Source organism: Aeromonas sp. FDAARGOS 1417 (assembly GCF_019046985.1).
GTDB lineage: Bacteria > Pseudomonadota > Gammaproteobacteria > Enterobacterales > Aeromonadaceae > Aeromonas > Aeromonas veronii.
Genome location: NZ_CP077221.1, coordinates 1,951,690 through 1,969,921, shown reverse-complemented (window position 1 = coordinate 1,969,921; position 18,232 = coordinate 1,951,690). Strand labels below are relative to the sequence as shown.

Annotated in this window: 17 protein-coding genes; 2 read left to right on the top strand and 15 right to left on the bottom strand. The window is 60.6% G+C overall.

Annotated elements, in window-relative coordinates:
- Positions 1–147 precede the first annotated feature (147 nt).
- The 11 genes from I6L47_RS08875 to leuS all read right to left on the bottom strand — a co-directional run bounded on the left by I6L47_RS08875 (position 148) and on the right by leuS (position 12,358).
- Entirely contained in the window at positions 148–1,344 is a 1,197-nt protein-coding gene (locus I6L47_RS08875; protein WP_005335176.1) for a D-alanyl-D-alanine carboxypeptidase family protein, read from the bottom strand.
- A gap of 186 nt (positions 1,345–1,530) precedes the next feature.
- Positions 1,531–2,511, bottom strand: coding sequence for a septal ring lytic transglycosylase RlpA family protein (locus I6L47_RS08870; protein ID WP_216949126.1), 981 nt, complete (start codon positions 2,509–2,511; stop codon positions 1,531–1,533).
- The gene (gene mltB / locus I6L47_RS08865) at positions 2,453–3,451 is read right to left on the bottom strand and encodes a lytic murein transglycosylase B (protein WP_216949125.1); all 999 of its coding nucleotides are present in this window, start codon (positions 3,449–3,451) and stop codon (positions 2,453–2,455) included. Before mltB ends, I6L47_RS08870 begins: the two co-directional genes overlap by 59 nt.
- A complete protein-coding gene (gene rodA, locus I6L47_RS08860; RefSeq protein WP_005335170.1) occupies positions 3,451–4,554 on the bottom strand; it encodes a rod shape-determining protein RodA in 1,104 nt (367 codons plus the stop codon). Before rodA ends, mltB begins: the two co-directional genes overlap by 1 nt.
- Positions 4,547–6,469: a penicillin-binding protein 2 gene (gene mrdA, locus I6L47_RS08855; RefSeq protein WP_103250745.1), complete on the bottom strand. Its 1,923-nt coding sequence runs from the start codon at positions 6,467–6,469 to the stop codon at positions 4,547–4,549. The genes rodA and mrdA overlap by 8 nt, the downstream gene beginning before the upstream one ends.
- A 103-nt stretch (positions 6,470–6,572) precedes the next feature.
- Positions 6,573–7,040: a 23S rRNA (pseudouridine(1915)-N(3))-methyltransferase RlmH gene (gene rlmH / locus I6L47_RS08850; RefSeq protein ID WP_216949124.1), complete on the bottom strand. Its 468-nt coding sequence runs from the start codon at positions 7,038–7,040 to the stop codon at positions 6,573–6,575.
- 19 nt (positions 7,041–7,059) lie between these two features.
- Complete coding sequence (gene rsfS, locus I6L47_RS08845) at positions 7,060–7,401, bottom strand: ribosome silencing factor (protein WP_005335165.1); 342 nt, start codon at positions 7,399–7,401, stop codon at positions 7,060–7,062.
- Between the two features lie 103 nt (positions 7,402–7,504).
- A complete protein-coding gene (nadD, locus tag I6L47_RS08840; protein ID WP_216949123.1) occupies positions 7,505–8,155 on the bottom strand; it encodes a nicotinate-nucleotide adenylyltransferase in 651 nt (216 codons plus the stop codon).
- The gene (gene holA / locus I6L47_RS08835) at positions 8,149–9,186 is read right to left on the bottom strand and encodes a DNA polymerase III subunit delta (protein ID WP_216949122.1); all 1,038 of its coding nucleotides are present in this window, start codon (positions 9,184–9,186) and stop codon (positions 8,149–8,151) included. Before holA ends, nadD begins: the two co-directional genes overlap by 7 nt.
- On the bottom strand, positions 9,186–9,668 hold the full coding sequence (lptE, locus tag I6L47_RS08830) for an LPS assembly lipoprotein LptE (RefSeq protein WP_005335160.1): 483 nt from the start codon (positions 9,666–9,668) through the stop codon (positions 9,186–9,188). Before lptE ends, holA begins: the two co-directional genes overlap by 1 nt.
- 113 nt (positions 9,669–9,781) lie before the next feature.
- Positions 9,782–12,358 carry a leucine--tRNA ligase gene (gene leuS / locus I6L47_RS08825; RefSeq protein ID WP_216949121.1) on the bottom strand — a complete coding sequence of 859 codons (2,577 nt, stop codon included), beginning with the start codon at positions 12,356–12,358 and terminating at the stop codon, positions 9,782–9,784.
- Positions 12,359–12,503: 145 nt separating this feature from the next.
- Between leuS and I6L47_RS08820 the strand changes: the two genes are divergently transcribed.
- Positions 12,504–12,998, top strand: coding sequence for a zinc ribbon-containing protein (locus tag I6L47_RS08820; RefSeq protein ID WP_005335155.1), 495 nt, complete (start codon positions 12,504–12,506; stop codon positions 12,996–12,998).
- An 82-nt stretch (positions 12,999–13,080) separates the two neighbouring features.
- Here the strand turns inward: I6L47_RS08820 and I6L47_RS08815 are convergent, their stop codons facing one another.
- From I6L47_RS08815 to fldB, 3 genes are all read right to left on the bottom strand, one after another.
- Positions 13,081–14,421: a TldD/PmbA family protein gene (locus tag I6L47_RS08815; RefSeq protein ID WP_216949120.1), complete on the bottom strand. Its 1,341-nt coding sequence runs from the start codon at positions 14,419–14,421 to the stop codon at positions 13,081–13,083.
- On the bottom strand, positions 14,421–15,821 hold the full coding sequence (locus I6L47_RS08810) for a TldD/PmbA family protein (RefSeq protein ID WP_139733460.1): 1,401 nt from the start codon (positions 15,819–15,821) through the stop codon (positions 14,421–14,423). Before I6L47_RS08810 ends, I6L47_RS08815 begins: the two co-directional genes overlap by 1 nt.
- A 201-nt stretch (positions 15,822–16,022) precedes the next feature.
- Positions 16,023–16,541 (bottom strand): flavodoxin FldB, encoded by a 519-nt coding sequence (fldB, locus tag I6L47_RS08805; protein ID WP_069554118.1) that lies wholly within the window; start codon positions 16,539–16,541, stop codon positions 16,023–16,025.
- Between the two features lie 250 nt (positions 16,542–16,791).
- On the opposite strand from fldB, the gene xerD reads away from it, so the two are divergent.
- On the top strand, positions 16,792–17,691 hold the full coding sequence (xerD, locus tag I6L47_RS08800; RefSeq protein ID WP_199427339.1) for a site-specific tyrosine recombinase XerD: 900 nt from the start codon (positions 16,792–16,794) through the stop codon (positions 17,689–17,691).
- Between the two features lie 72 nt (positions 17,692–17,763).
- On the opposite strand, the gene mscL is transcribed toward xerD, so the two are convergent.
- On the bottom strand, positions 17,764–18,174 hold the full coding sequence (mscL, locus tag I6L47_RS08795; protein ID WP_216949119.1) for a large-conductance mechanosensitive channel protein MscL: 411 nt from the start codon (positions 18,172–18,174) through the stop codon (positions 17,764–17,766).
- Positions 18,175–18,232: the final 58 nt, after the last annotated feature.

Genomic DNA, 18,232 nt, shown 5'->3' with positions numbered 1-18,232 from the left:
GGTCAGACAAGGATGGAAGTGCTGCTTTTTACCACAAATCAGGGTAAGGCGGAACCTGCAGTTTACAGGGTTATTCACTGCTTTTGTCCGTCACAGACAGCAGCGGCGCCTGTTGGCGCCGCTGTTTGGTGAGGATTGTGCGTTGGATTACTTGAACCAGCTGGTGACCAGCAGTACCAGATAGTCCCACAGACGGCTCATCAAGCCACCTTCCTGCACCTCTTCCAGGGCAACCAGCGGCACCTGCTTGATCTCTTTGTCGCCCTGTTTCAGGAACACGGTACCGACGCGCTGACCCTTGGCCAGCGGCGCTTTCAGCTCGCTGTCGAGCTGGAAGTCAGCCTTCAGGTTGTTGCCCTGACCGCGGGTGACCAGCACGGAGACATCTTTGTCGACGCCCAGTTTCACTTCCGGTTTGTCGCCCATCCAGATCTTCTGGGTGACCAGCTCGGTGCCTGCCTTGTACGGGGTCAGGCTCTGGAAGAAGCGAAAGCCGTAGGTGAGCAGTTTTTTGCTCTCGGCGGCGCGGGAGGCTTCGCTGCTGGCGCCCAGTACCACGGCGATCAGGCGCATGCCTTCGTTGTTGGTGGCAGAGGAGACCAGGTTATAGCCGACCTGGCTGACGTGGCCGGTCTTGATGCCATCCACTTGCAGGGATTGATCCCACAGCAGGCGGTTGCGGTTGTGCTGGGTGATGCCGTTGAAAACGAAGGATTTCTGGGAGTAGATCTTGTACTCCTCCGGCAGGTCGCGGATCAGCGCCTGACCCAGACGGGCCATGTCGTGAGCGGTACTGTAGTGACCTTCCGCATCCAGACCGTGCGGGTTCATGAAGTGGCTGTCATTCATGCCAAGCTTGGCGGCCCAGCTGTTCATCAGGCTGGCGAAGGAGTCGGTGCTGCCCGCCAGGAATTCGGCCATGGCGACGCAGGCATCGTTGCCGGACTGGATGATGATGCCCTTGTTGAGATCATCGACGGAGACCTGCTTGCCCACCTCGATAAACATCTTGGAGGAGTCGGAGTAGTTCTTGGACCAGGCGTTCTGGCTGATGGTCACCATGTCGGTGCGCTTGATGTTCCCCTTCAGCAGCTCCTGGCCGATGATGTAGGAGGTCATCATCTTGGTCAGACTGGCGGGCGGCAGACGCTCTTCGGCGTTCTGCTCGGCCAGCACCTGGCCGGAGTAGTAATCGATCAGAATATGGGCCTTGGCGGAGATCTCCGGCGCGGCGGGAACCACCATGGGCATGGCATTCGGGGTTGGTGTCGGCACCGGCGTATTGGCCTGGGCGGTTACGCTGATCAGTGAGGCCAGAAGAACTGAACGGGCAAATTTGGACATCTTGAAATTCCTGCGAGCCAGATGGGGATAAAATGCGGGCCTAACTATACCAGATGCGCCCGCAGGTTATAGCCCGAGATGGCGATCAGAACTGGTTTTTTATCCATCACTCCCTGTCATCACGCCATAAAACGACGTGATGACAGTGAGTAAGCGGTTAGTCACATCCGCGGCAAAAGGGGGCGATCAGGGCACGATAAAGGCCTGTTCCAGCCCGCCCTGGCGTACTTTTTCCAGCACACTTGCCTGCTGGTCGGCGGCTACCGGGCCAATCAGCACCCGGAAAATGGCGCCATGGGCATCGATTCGGTAGGGTACGCCGTAACGCTGGGTCATCACCTTGCCCATCGCCTCGGCCCGATCCCGGGAGCCGCTGGCCAGTACCTGGATCATCTTGCCATCACCACTGCTGGCGGGCGCTGCGGCCTTGGCAGGCGCTGGCTTGACAGGTGCCGCTTTGGCAGGATTGGCCGCGGGCGCCTTGACGGGAGCGGGTTCGGCAGCGGGAGTGGCCATCGCCAGCGCCGTCGGTTCACCCAGGAAGCCATCTTGCGACAGCGTGTTGGAGGCCGCAGCCGGAGTGGTCGGAGTCATTTCGATGGGCTTCATTGGCTCCATGATCACCATCTGATCCGGAGTGTCGCTGATCAGCTCCAGCCGTACTCGGGCCTCACCGCTGTCGACCATCTCCAGCTGCTTGGCCGCTGCGTAGGAGAGGTCGATCAGGCGCGGGCTGTTGAAGGGACCGCGATCGTTGACCCGCACTATGGTCTCCAGCCCGTTGTCCAGATTGGTGACCCTCACATAGCTCGGGATGGGCAGGTTGCGGTGGGCGGCACTGAACAGCTTGCTGTCCAGCACATCGCCGTTGGCGGTCTTCTGGCCGTCCAGGTCCGGCGACAACCAGCTGGCAGTGCCCTCTTCGCTGTAGTGTTTGATGTCGCGCCACACCTCGTGCTTCTGCTTGCCGATCCAGTAGTCCCGGTTGCCGCTGGCACTCAGGGGCTCGGGGCGCGGAATGGCGCCGGTGGCTTGCGGGATCTCGATAACGGGTGGCTTGCTGACCGGTGCTTGCGGCTCGATGGGGGCGCTCTGTTCCGGCTGGCTGCTACAGGCGGCCAGCAACAAGCTCAGGCTGAGCGGGAGGAGTTTGTGACGAAGATGCATACGCTTCCTGAATGGCTTGGCTAAGTTGATACACCGCCATCGCATAGAGTGGGCTGCGATTGTAACGGGTGATCACATAAAAGTTATGCCGTGCGACCCAGTATTCCGGTCCATCGGCTTGGGCAAACGCCAGCAACTTGACCGGCGTCTGTGGGGCCAGCGGCGTGGCGAGCTCAATCCCTGCCGCCGCCAGTTCTGACCACTGTTGTGTTAACTCGGGCTCAGGCCTGAGTAGAGGTTCGACTGCCATCAACCCGATCTGGGCCGGTTCCACCACGGATTCGCCCCAGCGCCACTGGTGGCTGGCAAAATAGTTGGCCACGCTGCCGATGGCATCGACCGGGTTGGCAAACAGATCCCGCTTGCCATCCCCGTCAAAATCGACGGCGTAGTGGCGGTAGCTGGAGGGCATGAACTGCCCCATCCCCATGGCGCCGGCATAGGAGCCCTTGAGGGCATCGAGTTGCCACCCTTCCTCTTTGGCCAGCACCACCAGCTGGGCAAACTCCTTGGCAAAGAAGTCGCTGCGCTCCGGGTAGTGGAACCCCAGGGTGTAGAGGCTATCGAGCACCGGATGACGGCCCATCTGGCGACCGTAGAAGGTCTCGACCCCTATGATGGCCACGATGAACGAGGCGGGCACCCGATAGGTCTGCTCCGCGCGAGCCAGCGTCTCGGCATGTTGTTGCCAGAACTGCTGGCCGTCACGGATGCGCTCCGGGGTAACAAACAGCGGCCGGTAGCGATGCCAGGGTTTGGCCTCCCACGGCTTGCTGATGGTGTCGAGCACCTCCTGCCGTAACTGGGCGCGGGCGACCGCGGCCTGCAACTCCGCCAGCGGCACCTGTTGCTGTTCGGCGAGCAGGGCCAACCGATCCGGCGCCACGGCGGCGGTCGCCATCGTGGTGGCGAGCGAGAGCAGCAATCCAACCAGTCTCATCAGGCGAGAAGTCTTCTATGAGTCTGAATGGACATCAGGATACCGAATCCAGCCATCAGGGTCACCATGGAGGTGCCGCCATAGCTCACCAGCGGCAGGGGCACCCCCACCACCGGCAGGATGCCGCTCACCATGCCCATGTTGACGAACACATAGACGAAGAAGGTGAGGGTGATGGCGCCGCCCAGCAGTCGCTCGAAGCTGTTCTGGGCCTGCATCGAGATAAACAGGCAGCGGCTGATGACGTAGAGGTAGAGCACCAGCAGCAGGGCAACCCCCACCAGACCGAACTCCTCGCTAAATACTGCGAAGATGAAGTCGGTATGGCGCTCGGGCAGGAACTCCAGCTGGGACTGAGTCCCTTGCAGCCACCCCTTGCCAAAGACGCCGCCGGAGCCGATGGCAATCTTGGACTGGATGATGTGATAGCCGCGGCCGAGCGGGTCTTTCTCCGGGTCGAGCAGCATCAGCACCCGCTGGCGCTGGTAGTCGTGCATCAGGAAGAACCAGAGCACCGGCATAAAGGCCAGCATCAGCAGGACCGCCAAGCCGATCAGCCACCAGCTGAGCCCCGCCAGGAAGATGACGAAGAAGCCGGAGGCGGCCACCAGAATGGAGGTGCCAAGGTCAGGCTGGGCGGCGATCAGCAGGGTGGGCAGCAGCACCATGATGAGGGCGATCACCACATGGCTGAACTTGGGGGGCAGCGAGTGGCGACTGAGCCAGGCGGCCACCATGATGGGCATGGAAAGCTTCATTACCTCGGAGGGCTGGAACTTCATAAAGCCCAGATCGAGCCAGCGCTGGGCCCCCTTGCCGATGTGGCCGAATACGTCCACCGCAATCAGCATCAGCACCACCACGGCGAACAGCGGCACCGACCAGCGGGCGTAGAGGGAGGGGGGCAGCTGGGCCAGGCCGATCATCAGGGCAAAGGCGAGGCCGCCGCGCACCAGCTGGCGCACGATAGAGTCCATATCCTGACCGGAGGCGGAGTAGAGCACCACCATGGAGAGGGTCATCACGGCCAGCAGACCGAGCAGCAGGGGCAAGTCGATATGCAGCTTGTACCAGATGCTCTGCTGGCGGGCAGAATTACTCATTGGGAGCGACCTCACTCGGTTGGGACGGCTTTTCCGGTGCCGGTGGCAGTTGCGGATCAGGGGGCAGCAGATAGGCATCCAGCATCTGGCGTGCAATGGGCGATGCAGCTCGACCACCACCACCTCCGATGGAGTTTTCCAGTACCAGAGCTACCACCGCTTTGGGTGCCTCGAAGGGGGCATAAGCAACGAACAAAGCGTTATCGCGATGCTCCGCCTTGACCGTCTTGATGTTGTAAACCTGATTTTCCTTCAAACCGACTACCTGGGCTGTGCCCGATTTGCCGCCTGAGGAGTAAGGCGCCTTGGCAAACGAGTGACGGCCACTGCCTTCACTGCCATGGTTGACTCGCCACATCCCATCCTGCGCCACTTTCCAGAAGCTGTCGTTCTTGAGTTTGAGGGCGATATTGGGGTTGATGGGGGCATCGACCACCCCCGCCTGGGAGGCTGTGCTCTTGAGCAGGTGCGGGGTGACGTCGTGACCATTCTGGGTCAGGATGCTGATCGCCTTGGCCAGTTGGAGCGGGGTGGCGCTCCAGTAGCCCTGACCGATACCGACAGAGATGGTGTCACCCTGATACCAGGGCTGGCGCCAACGGGCCATTTTCCAGTCACGGGACGGCATGACCCCCTTGGTCTCTTCATAAAGATCGACCCCTGTGTACTGACCGAAGCCAAACTTGGTCATGTAGCTGTGGATCTTGTCGATGCCGACCCGATAGGCGAGATCGTAGAAGTAGGTATCTGCCGAGACCTCGATGGCGCGATAGACATCGAGCCAGCCATGACCCCAACGGCGCCAGTCGCGAAACTTCTTGGTGGTACCGGGAATGGAGAAGCTCGGGCCGCCGAAATAGCGGTAGCCCGGGGTGATGGCCCCCTCGTTGAGACCCATGATGGACATCATGGGCTTGACGGTGGAGGCAGGTGCATAAATGCCCTGAGTGGTGCGATTCACCAGTGGCCGCGCCGGATCGTTGAGCAGCGCCGAGTAGTTGGCGCTGGAGATACCGGTCACGAACAGGTTGGGGTCATAGCTCGGGCTCGACTCCAGGGCCAGGATGGCGCCGGTTTTCGGGTCCATCATCACGATGGCACCGCGCTGGCCAGCCAGCAGTTGCTGGGCCTTGAGCTGCATCCGGACGTCGATATTGAGGTAAATATCCTTGCCGGGAATAGGCGGCTGGAACTTGAGGGTGCGGACAATCCGGCCGCGGTTGTTCACCTCGACCTCCTGATAGCCCGCCACACCGTGCAGCTCATCCTCGTAATACTTCTCAACCCCCTGCTTGCCGATATCCTTGGTGGCCGCGTAGTTGGCGAGTTTTTCTTCCTTCTCGAGGCGCTCTACGTCACGGGTGTTGATCTTGGCCACATAGCCCAAAGCATGGGTGAGGGTGTCACCAAAGGGGTAGTAGCGCTTGAGGTAGGCCTCGATGCTGGCGCCCGGGTAGTTATGCTGATTGACCGAGAAGAGGGCTACCTGATATTCGGTCAGTTTCTCGTAGAGGGGGACCGGCTTGAAGCGGCGCTGGCGCTTCACTTCGGCGAGGAACTTCTCCTTGGTGCCCTCTGGCAGACCCAGCAGGGTGATCAGCTGGTCGGCGGTTTTTTCGAGATCTTTGGTCTCTTCCGGCACGATTTCCAGACTGTAGACCGGGCGGTTTTCCGCCAGCAGCACACCGTTGGTGTCATAGATGAGGCCCCGTGGCGGCGCCACCGGCACCACGCGGATGCGGTTGGAGTTGGAGCGAGTCTGGTAGGTGTCGTAGGACTCGACCTGCAGATAATAGAGATTGCCCAGCAGCACCAGCATCAGCACGACGATGCCGATGTAGGCTACCAGGGTGCGCCGGAAGAACAGATTGCCCTCGGCACTGTGATCGCGCATTTCGATGCGTTGTTTCAGCATGCCTTTACCTCAAGACCCTTGGGGGCAATAAGAGCAGGAACTGCATTGTTCACTCTCTGTGATAGGGGTGAATATGAGAGGTGAGACTCCAGAGACGCATGGCTCACTCTCTATGATACGGATGATTGGTGGTGATGCTCCAGGCCCGATAGAGGCTCTCTGCCACCAGTACCCGTACCAGTGGATGGGGCAGGGTGAGCGGTGACAGTGACCAGCTCTGTTCAGCGGCAGCCTTGCACTCGGGGGACAAGCCTTCCGGCCCGCCTACCAGCAGGGCCACATCGCGACCATCGAGTTTCCACGCCTCCAGCTGGGTAGCCAGCTGCTCCGTGGTCCAGGGCTTGCCCGGAATGTCGAGGGTGACGATGCGCGAGCGCCCCGCAGTCGCCAGCATGGCTTCCCCTTCCTTCTGCAGGATGCGGGGAATGTCGGCATTTTTGCCCCGTTTGCCTGCGCCGATCTCGACGAGTTCAAACGGCATGTCTTTGGGGAAGCGGCGACGATACTCTTCGAAGCCATGCTCTACCCAAGCGGGCATCTTGGTGCCCACCGCAATCAACTGGATCTTCATGGTCGTTACACTTGTGCTCTTATTGCGTATTCATTTGAGCGGCACCGCTCCACAGCTTTTCCAGTTGGTAGAAGTCACGGTGTTCATCCTGCATCACATGCACGATCACCGAGCCCATATCTACCAGCACCCATTCACCGCTCAGTTGCCCTTCCACGCTCAGTAGATCCAGACCCGCGTGGCGGGCCTCGCTGGCCAGATGGTGGGCAATGGCGCTGACGTGACGACTGGAGTTGCCGGAACAGATGATCATGGTGTCAGTAATGCTGGATTTGCCGCGTACATCGAGGGTGATGATGTCGCGGCCTTTCATGTCATCGATCTTGTCGATGATAAAGGCATGCAATTCTTGGCCTTGCAATGAGTCTCTCCTGTATTCCGGCGCGCAGCGTTTGCGTCAGGGCGGCGGATTATATCATGGTCACTCCCGTTTCCCATCGGGTGGGGCGGGATTACGACAGGGGCTAGCGGCGGCTGGCGCGGTAGAGCCCCTGTTGATCAATATAGTGCGCAACCGACTCGGGCAAGAGGTAGCGGGTGTCTTGTCCCGCATCCAGCAAGGCTCGCAGTCGGGTGGCTGACAGCTCGATGGGCTGGTTGTCCGCCAGCCAGATATGACCGGCCAGACGCTGATGCAGCGCGTTGGCATCCGTGGTGTGATGGCGCGTCAGCAGCTGCGCCACCCCGGCCGGATAATCCGGTTGCCAGCCCGGCCGCACGCTCACCACCAGATGGGCATGGTCGAGCAGCTCCTGCCAGCGGTGCCAGCTTGGCAGGCTCAGCAGGGAATCCATCCCCATCAGAAAACAGAGCGGCGTATCGGGCAGTTCATGACGCAGCTCGATCAGGGTATCGATGGTGTAAGAGGGCTTGTCCCGTCTCAGCTCCCGCTCATCCACCACAAAGTGGTGGTTCTCTGCCGCCGCCAGTTTGACCATGGCAAGGCGCTGTTCGCTCGAGCAGAACGGATTGGCGCGGTGGGGCGGGATATGGTTCGGGATCAGCCGCATCTCGGCCAACCCGAGGGCATCGCGCGCCTCGATGGCCGGGCGCAGATGGCCGATATGGATAGGATCGAACGTGCCCCCCAGCAGGCCAATGGGCGCCTTCAGCACAGGCTGCTCTCCATCACCAGCGGCAGCGGGGTGCCATCACGAAAGCCGAGGGCAATGGTCTGCAGCATCAGCCACGCCTGTTCGGTATCGAAGCGGCGCTGGGCATCGTCCAATTGGGCCATCAGTTGCCACAGTTGCTGCAACTTGGCGAAGGGGAGGCGAGTCAGCGCTTGCTGAATGAGCTGCTGGCGGCTCTGCCAGATGCGCAGGCGGCTGAAGTGCTCACCCAGCGGCTGGCCGTTACGCATCGCCAGCGACAGCTCGGTCAGCTGCTCCAGCTCGCGGCAAAGGGTCCAGGCCAGCATCCCCGGCTCGGTGCCTTCGGCCCGCAGGGCGGCCAGAATGCGCTGGGCCCGGTTCACCTTGCCCTCCAGCAGGGTATCGACCAGCTGGAACGGGGTGAAGTGGGCGTGGCGGATAATGGTCTCTTGCAGATAGGTGACGCTGATGGGCTGGGGCGGCGAGAGCAGGGTCAGCTTCTCGATCTCCTGGCTGGCGGCCAGCAGGTTGCCCTCGTATGAGTGGCACATGAAGTTGATGGCATCCGGCAGCGCCTTGAGGCCGAAACGCGCAAAACGGGCGCTCATCCAGCGCGGGAAGAACTTGGGCTCCGGATGGTTGACCGGCACATAGGTGCCAATCTGGTAGAGCTTGTCGAACCAGGCTGCCTTCATCTGGGTCTGGTTGAGGCGACCGCCACTCAGCACCAGCAGCAGGTCGGGATGAAGCTGCTTGCCAATTTCGCTGATGCGGGCAGCGAGATCCTTGTCCACCTTGGCGGGCAGCTCCAGCTCGATGATCTGGCGGGCGGAGAAGAGGCTCATGGCCTGACAGGCATCGTAGACCTGATTCCAGTCCAGCCCCTGTTCTACCACGAAGGTGTGGCGCTCATCGAAACCCTGCTTGCGGGCGACCTGACGGATGGCATCGATGGCCTCCAGTCGCAACAGGGGCTCGTCGCCAAAAACGAGATAGCAGGGCCGAAGCCCTGCTTTGAGGTGGTCACCAAATTGTTCCGGGTAAATCCGCATCAGAAGCTGACCTGACTCAACTGCCGGATCACCTGATTGGCCGCCTGCTCCTGCATTTCGCGGTTGAGCTGCTCCTGCTCACGGGAGGAGGCGAGTGCGGCATCCGGCTTGTTGAGGAAGCTGCGGTTGAAGTTGATGGGGAAGACCTGGGTCGGCTTGCCCGGTACCGAGATGGTGAACTGGGTACCAAAGCCCAGCACATATTCGGTGTCCGTCCCCAGCGCGTTGACCGAGGCGACCTGACTGGTGCTGCCTACGCCGCCCAGAGTGAGCACCGGAATGCCCTCCTTGTCGGCCAGGGTCACGCCAGAGGCCTTCAGACGGGTGGTAACCATCCGGTAGAAGTCGCTCTTGTTGTCGCCCACGACCTTCATGGTCATCAGCTCGCTCGGAATGCCGTTGCCGCGCATGTGAAAGCCGCAGCCTTGCAGCAGCAGACCAGCCAGCACGATGGCCATCCAGCGGGTGAAGATGGTGCCCATAGAAAATCCTCTTTGCATTAAGGGAAAGCGGCGGGCGCAGGGCCCGCCGTTATCATCCGTTTGCTGTCACAGATTGGCAATGATCAGTTGGTAACCAATCAGTTGGCAGCCAATTAGTTAGCGACAATATTGAGCAGCTTGCCAGGTACATAGATCACCTTGCGCACGGTCAGACCGTCGGTGAACTTCTGCACGGAGGCATCGGCCATTGCCAGCTTCTCGACGTCGGCTTGGCTGATCTCGGCCGGCACGGTCAGCTTGCCGCGCATCTTGCCGTTGATCTGTACCACCACCAGCTTCTCGGTCTCGACCATGGCCGCTTCATCGGCCACCGGCCAGGCTGCGTGATCGATGTCGTCGCCCTTGCCCAGCATCTTCCACAGCTCGAAGCCGATGTGCGGGGTGATGGGGTAGAGCATGACTACCACGGCTTCCAGCGCTTCCTGCATCAGGGCGCGGTCCTGCTCGTCGCTGCCCAGCTTGGAGAGATTGTTCATCAGCTCCATGATGGCGGCGATGGCGGTGTTGAAGGTCTGACGGCGACCCACGTCATCGCTCACCTTGGCGATGGTCTTGTGCAGTTCACGGCGTACCGCTTTCTGCTCGTTGGTAAGAGTAGCCACATCCAGCGCGGCAACGGCGCCACCGGAAACGTGTTCGAAGGTGACGCGCCACAGGCGACGCAGGAAGCGCTGGGCACCCTCTACGCCGGAGTCGGACCACTCCAGGGTCATCTCGGCCGGAGAGGCGAACATCATGAACAGACGGACGGTATCGGCGCCGTAACGCTCGACCATCAGCTGCGGGTCGATGCCGTTGTTCTTGGACTTGGACATCTTGGTCATGCCGGAGTGCATTACCTCACGGCCTTCGTTGTCGATGGCCTTGGTGATGCGACCCTTCTCGTCACGCTCTACCTTGACGTCGGTCGGGCTGACCCAGACGTTGCCGCCCTTCTCGTCTTTGTAGTAGAAGGCGTCAGCCAGCACCATGCCCTGGCAGAGCAGGCGCTTGAACGGCTCGTCGCTGTTGACCAGACCCGCGTCACGCAGCAGCTTGTGGAAGAAGCGGGCGTAGAGCAGGTGCATACAGGCGTGCTCGATACCGCCGATGTACTGATCCACCGGCAGCCAGTGGTTGGCAGCCGCCGGGTCAAGCATGCCCTTGTCGTAGTCCGGGGAGCAGTAGCGCGCGTAGTACCAAGAGGACTCCATAAAGGTGTCGAAGGTATCGGTCTCGCGGAACGCCTCCTGGCCGTTGTAAGTGGTCTTGGCCCACTCGGCGTCAGCCTTGATTGGGCTCTGGATACCATCCATCACCACATCTTCCGGCAACAGTACCGGCAGCTGATCTTCCGGTGTCGGCACTACTGTGCCGTCAGCCAGGGTCAGCATCGGGATGGGGGCGCCCCAGTAACGCTGACGGGAGACACCCCAGTCACGCAGGCGGTAATTGACGGTGCGCTTGCCCTTGCCCAGCCCTTCCAACTTGCTGGCGATGGCATCGAAGGCGCCCTGGAAGTCGAGACCGTCAAACTCGCCGGAGTTGAACAGCACGCCCTTCTCGGTGTAAGCGGCTTCGCTCACGTCGACGTTGCCATCAACCGGCTTGATCACCGCCTTGATGTCGAGGCCATATTTGGTGGCGAATTCGAAGTCACGCTGATCGTGGGCCGGAACTGCCATCACGGCGCCGGTGCCGTAGTTCATCAGCACGAAGTTGGCGACCCAGACCGGTATCTTGCGGCCATCCAGCGGGTGAATGGCATAGAGGCCAGTGGCCATGCCCTTCTTCTCCATGGTGGCCAGTTCTGCTTCGGCTACTTTGGTGTTTTTGCACTCTTCGATAAAGGCGGCCAGCTCAGGATTGTTCTGGGCTGCCTGCTGCGCCAGCGGGTGACCGGCAGCGATACCGACATAGGTGACGCCCATGAAGGTGTCCGGACGGGTGGTATAGACCTCCAGCTGCTCAGCCTGACCCTCGATGGCGAAGCTGATGTTGACCCCTTCGGAGCGGCCAATCCAGTTGCGCTGCATGGTCTTGACCATCTCTGGCCAGCCTTCCAGATTGTCGATGTCGTTGAGCAGCTCTTCGGCGTAGTCAGTGATCTTGATGAACCACTGGGGGATCTCTTTTTGCTCCACCGGGGTGTCACATCGCCAGCAGCAGTTGTCGACCACCTGCTCGTTGGCCAGCACTGTCATGTCGTTCGGGCACCAGTTGACGGAGGAGGTCTTCTTGTAGACCAGGCCCTTCTCGTAGAGCTTGGTGAAGAACCACTGCTCCCAGCGGTAGTAATCCGGTTTGCAGGTGGCGACTTCACGATCCCAGTCATAACCCAGACCCAGCATCTTCAGCTGGTTCTTCATGTATTCGATGTTTTCGTAGGTCCAGGGCGCCGGTGCGGTATTGTTTTTGATCGCGGCGTTCTCGGCTGGCAGACCGAATGCATCCCAACCTATGGGTTGCAGCACGTTCTTGCCATTGAGGCGTTGATAACGGGAGATCACATCACCTATGGTGTAGTTACGAACGTGCCCCATGTGTAGTCGACCAGACGGATAGGGGAACATGGACAGGCAGTAGAACTTCTCCTTGTCTACCTTCTCCACGGCCTTGAAGGTTTTCTTGGCATCCCAGTGCTTTTGCACTGCTGGTTCGATTGATTGGGGAACGTATTGCTCTTGCATTGGTGACATCCGGATCTGTGAAATGAATAGATAAATCAGCTGGGAAATCGCAATAGAATACCCATATCCTGCGGCGGCAACAACCGCCAGCGTCCCTTGGGCCTTAAGCCGGGCCAGATCAGGGTTTAGTAGAGGAGTTAGAGCCATGGACAAACGTCAAAAAGGGTACGAAGCCTTCATTGCCGAGCTGCAAAAGCAGTGGCAAGAGACTGAAGAGTTCCAGGGGGAGCGCCTCAACCGGATGATTGCCAAGGTGCAGGCCTATCTGGAGGCTGCCAGCGACCTGACCCAAGACGAACTGGCGCTCATCGCCGAGTACGTGAAGCGGGATCTGGGCAACTATGACGAGGGGCGCCATGACGATAGTGCGCAGGTGGAAGAGTCTGCCTTTATGCTGGCCCTCAAAGACACCGCCTGGTCCTGGCTGGCGGATGTGACCGACCGCGCCCAGGTGGAGTGGCGCGAGCTGGCCGACGAGCTGGAGCATAAGGGTGTTTACGAAGCGGGTGACTGGGTAGGGCTCGGGGTCATGGTGTGCGACCAGTGTGGCTGGCGCCATACCGTGCTGCACCCACAACAGCTCGACACCTGCCCCGAATGCGGCTGCGCCGAGTATCATCGCGAGCCGCTCTCGCCCTGAGTCAGGCCTCAAGGCGGACGAGATAACGAGAAAAAGGCGCCATCAGGCGCCTTTTTCTTACTTACAGGTTTCGTTGGGGCGTTTACTTGCCTGCGACGGAGAGCCCGCCAAAACGGATCTGCGGGGCGTAGAAGCCCTTGCCATCGTTGTGGTGCAGGGTGTCACCGACCGCTTCCAGCTCGCCCAGCAGGCGATAGAAGTTACCCGCTACCGTGATGCCGCGCACCGGCTGCAGGCGAACGCCATCGCGACAGAGGAAACCCGACGCGCCAAAGGAGAAGTCGCCGCTCACCGCATCGGCACCCGAATGCAGGCCATCCAGCTTGACCAGCTCCAGATAGTCGCCGCTTTGCACTTCCGCTTCGCAGTGGGGGCCCGCGCCAAACACCAGGTGGCGAGCGGTCACATCAAGGGCGCTGCGGGCACCGCGAGCGGCCGAGCCGTTGCTGGCGACGCCAAAGTGGCGGGCGGTGGCGCTGTTGTGGAGCAGGGTTTTCAGCTCCCCTTCGCCAATCAGCAGCAGATCCGAGCTGGCCGCCCCCTCGCCATCAAACGCCTTGATGTTCATGCCGCCCGGCATATAGACCCTGCTCTCCAGAGTGAGCCAGCGTGACGCCACGCTCTGGCCGACCTTGCTGCGCCAGGGGTTGATCCCCTGCTGGGCCCACTTGCCCGACAGCACGCCCTGAAAGCAGCCAAACAGGCTGGCAAAGCAGTTGGTACTGAAGATGACGCTGTAGCGACCGCTCGGCACCGCTTCACCGGGCAGCAGACCATCGGCGATGGCGTAGATCTGCTCGATCAGGGCCTGACTATCCAGCTCGTCGAAGCGACGGCCATACTGCCCCTGTGAGTGCATCGACTGGCGGCCATCCCGTTCCACCAGCGCCGAGGTGTAGCAGCCTACGCTGAACTCGCCGTGCTGGCAGAGGGTGCCCTGACTGTTGGCGAGCCAGAGCTGGCTCTCCCCTTCGAAGAAGCTGTTGTAGGGGGCGCCGCTCACATCGGGCATGGCTAGCATGTCTGATTCGAGGCGCAGGGCCAGGGCGATCTTCTCCTCAACCGGCGTGGTATCGGGCTGGTTGATCTCGGCGCAATCTGTGGTGATCCAGCTATTGGCCACCGAGATGCGCTGATCCGGATCCACCTTGGCAAAGCGGCTGGCATCGAGCGCATCCTGCAGCATGGCATCCAGCGCCAGCTCATCGAGGGATTCCGAGTAGGCGATGCCGACCCGACCCTCTTTTATCAGGCGAATACCGAGCTGCTGGCTGCTGGTCACCTTGTATTCACCCAGCTCGCTCTTGTCTGCCTTGAGGGAGAAGGCTCTCTCCTGATTGGCGATGATGTCTGCTTCGGCACCGAGATCAGCCACTTTATCCAGCAGGCGGGTGAGCAGTTGGTTCATGTCGAGTTGGCTCATCAGGCGTTCCCTCCCACCAGAATGTTGTCCACTTTGAGTGCGGGTTGGCCCACCGAGGTCGGCACCGAGCCCGACACCGAGCCGCACATACCGGCGGCCAGCGCCAGATTGCGGCCCACCATGGAGATCTCTTTCAGCACCTGCGGGCCGGTGCCGATCAGGGTGGCTGACTTGAGCGGCTTGGTGATTTTGCCGTGCTCGATGAGGTAGGCCTCTTGCACATTGAAGTTGAATTCACCGGTGCCGGGCTGTACCGAGCCGCCCCCCATCTTCTTGGCGTAGATGCCATGTTCGACGGTGGCCAGCATATCGTCGAGGCTGTGGTTGCCCGGTTCGATATAGGTGTTGCGCATGCGCGAGGTGGGGGCGTACTTGTAGGATTCGCGCCGCCCCGAGCCGGTGCGGGCGTAGCCCGTTTTGAGGGCACCCATTCTGTCCACCAGAAAACCGGTCAGGACGCCGTCCTTGATGAGCTGGGTATGCTGGGTCGCCATCCCCTCGTCATCGACGTTGATGGAGCCCCAGGCGTTGCCTTGCAGTCCCTCGTCCACCGCATTGACCACCGGATTGGCGATAAGCTGGCCCATCTTGTCGTGGAACACCGACGCCTTCTTGGCCACCGAGGTGGTCTCCAGCAGATGACCGCACGCCTCGTGGAAGATGACGCCGCCAAAGCCGTTCTCCATGATGACCGGCAGGGTGCCGCTCGGGCAGGGAGCCGCGCCCAGTTTCACCAGTGCCTGACGGGTGGCGGTGAGCGCCAGCTCGCGCGGATCGATGCGATCGGCATGCTCCCACCCCATCAGGGCGCCGGGGGCCTCGTAACCGACGCTCTGCTCGCTCCCTTCCATGGCGATAGTCTGGGCCATGATGCGGTTGTAGTGGCGGCGATCGGCCACTTGCACCCCTTCGCTGTTGAAGATTTCCACCTCCTGCTCCCAGCCCAGCACGTTGCCGGAGAACTGGCTCACCTTGTCGCTCTCGGCGCGGGCCGCCGCATCCATGGCGTGCAGATAGGCGATCTTCTGCTCCAGCAGCTTGTCTGCCGACAGGGGCAGGGCCACCGGGTTGCGATCGCTCAGGCGGGTGAAATCGAAGGCGGTGGCGGTCACCACGGGGTCGCGGCGGTCTTTGGCCGCCAGCAGGGTGACGATGCGCAGCAGCTCGTCGCGGCTTGCCAGATTGGTGTAGCCGTAGAGCACCTTGTGGCCGTAACAGAGGCGCACACCGATGCCGAAATCGAGGCCGCCGCTGATGTTCTCTATCTGGCTGGAGAGCAGGCTGAGCTGGCTGCGGCGCTTGCGCTCCACAAACAGCTCGGCGAAATCGGCACCCAGCGCCAGTGCGTGATCGAGCACGTCACGGGCAATGGCGGGGGCCAACAGGGAGAATGGGGTCATAGAATATCCTTTTCTGGTCTGTCCGTTTGCTTCCGACATCCGGCTCTGATTGTTATGGGATGTCGAGTCCATTGTTGCAGACCAGCACAAAAAAGTCGCTATAGCGTCATGCGATGATACCGATTGAGAAAATCGGTGCGATAACTGCGCCCGGGCAGCCACATCCACAGGGAGTGGCCGCCTTGAGATGAGTGAAAAAGATCAGAGCAGGGCGTGGATTTCGCTCAGGATCTGCTCGACCCACTGCTCGATGCGCGGATCGGTCTGGTCATATTGGTTGGCATCATCAAGGGCCAGCCCGACGAAGTGACGGCCATCGTCGATCAGTGCCTTGGAGGCATCGAATTCGTACCCTTCGTTGGGCCAGTATCCCACCAGCTTGACCCCTTTTGGCACCAGCTGATCGTGCAGCATGCCGAGGGCGTCCTGGAACCATTCGCCATAACCGAGCTGATCGCCGAGGCCAAACAGGGCCACGATGCGCCCCTCCAGATGGAGATCGGTGATATCTTCCCAGCGGGACTCCCAGTCCTCCTGCAGTTCGCCAAAATCCCAGGTGGAGATTCCGAGGATCAGGATCTCGTAATCCTCCATCAGGCGTAGGGAGACATCCTTGATATTGTGAATATCCACCAGCTCGGGGCCGATGAGGGCGCGGATCTTCTCGGCAGCCATCTCGGTGTAGCAGGTGGTGGAACCGTAAAACAGACCAATCTTCATCGCTCTTCTCTCTGTTGGCGCTTTCTCGCTTGCTTTTGGCGCGTTCTCGCATGCTCGTGTGGGCTGTGCCATGTTGGCAACACGATGGGTAACGTAAGGGGAGGGCGCCAGTCTAGCAGATTGCCATTCGACCTTCACCGCCCGGCAAGGGGTGTGGCAAACGTGCCTTATCTTTCCAATGAAAGTGCCTTGTCTTTCCAAGGAGTTGGCGCGTTACAATGGGCCATCTTTCCCCTGATTGCAGCGCACCATGAGCAAGCCTGACCCACATCCCCTGATTGAACCCTTCCTCGACGCCCTCTGGCTGGAGCGGGGATTGTCTGACAACACGGTCAGCTCCTATCGCAGCGATCTGGAGAAGTTCTCCCTCTGGCTCGACGAGCAGGGGAGCTCGCTGCTGCTGGCGGGGATGGACGAGATCCAGCACTACCTCGCCTGGCGGGTCGATCACCAGTTTGCGGCCAGCAGCACCGCCCGCTTCCTGTCGGCCCTGCGCCGTTTCTATCAGTATCTCAACCGTGAGAAGCTGCGCAGCGATGATCCGACCGTGCTGCTGGAGGGGCCCAAGCTGCCGAAAAAACTCCCCTCCGATTTAAGCGAAACGGAGGTGGATGCGTTGCTGAGTGCGCCGCTGGTGGATGACCCGCTGGAGCTGCGGGACAAGGCGATGCTGGAGCTGCTCTACGCCACCGGCTTGCGGGTTTCCGAGCTGGTGGGGCTGACTGCCGAGCATGTCAGCCTGCGGCAGGGGCTGGTGCGGGTGGTGGGCAAGGGCAACAAGGAACGGTTGGTGCCGATGGGCGAGGAGGCGATGTACTGGCTGGAGCGTTACTACCGGGAGGCTCGTACCCTGCTGCTGGGGGGCACCAGCTCGGATGTGGTGTTTCCCTCCAAGCAGGCCCGTATGATGACCCGCCAGACCTTCTGGCATCGCATCAAGCTCTATGCCCTGCGGGCCGGGATTAACGGCGAGCTATCCCCCCATACCTTGCGCCACGCCTTTGCCACCCATCTGCTCAACCACGGCGCCGATCTGCGGGTGGTACAGATGCTGCTGGGCCATGCGGATCTCTCCACTACCCAGATCTACACCCATGTGGCCAACGAGCGACTCAAGGCGCTGCACGGGGAGCATCACCCCAGAGCTTGAGTGGCTGGCCTCCCAAAAACAAAAAACCGCCAGCAGGCGGTTTTTTTATCTCTACACGACAGGAGATGGCGCTTATTTCCCTTGCTGGGATTTCAGCAGATCACGGATCTCGGTCAGCAGCTCCTGATCCTTGGTCGGGCCTGCCGGGGCGGCGGCTTCCTCTTCCTGCTTCTTCTTCAGGGTGTTGATGGCTTTCAGTCCCATGAAGATGGCAAAAGAGATGATCAGAAAGTCGATGATGGTCTGGATGAACTTGCCATAGGCGATGACCACGGCGGGTGTTGCACCTTCTGCGGCCTTCAGGGTGACCGCCAGGTCGCTGAAGTCCACGCCGCCCAGGATCAGGCCTATGGGCGGCATGATCACGTCACCGACAAAAGAGGAGACAATTTTGCCGAAGGCGGCACCTATGATGATACCGACCGCCATATCGATGACGTTGCCGCGGGCGGCAAAGGATTTGAACTCTTGAATCAGACTCATTATTTCCTCCGAAATTAAACAAGATAGCGCGTTGATTACCCTTGCCAAAGGGCGAACT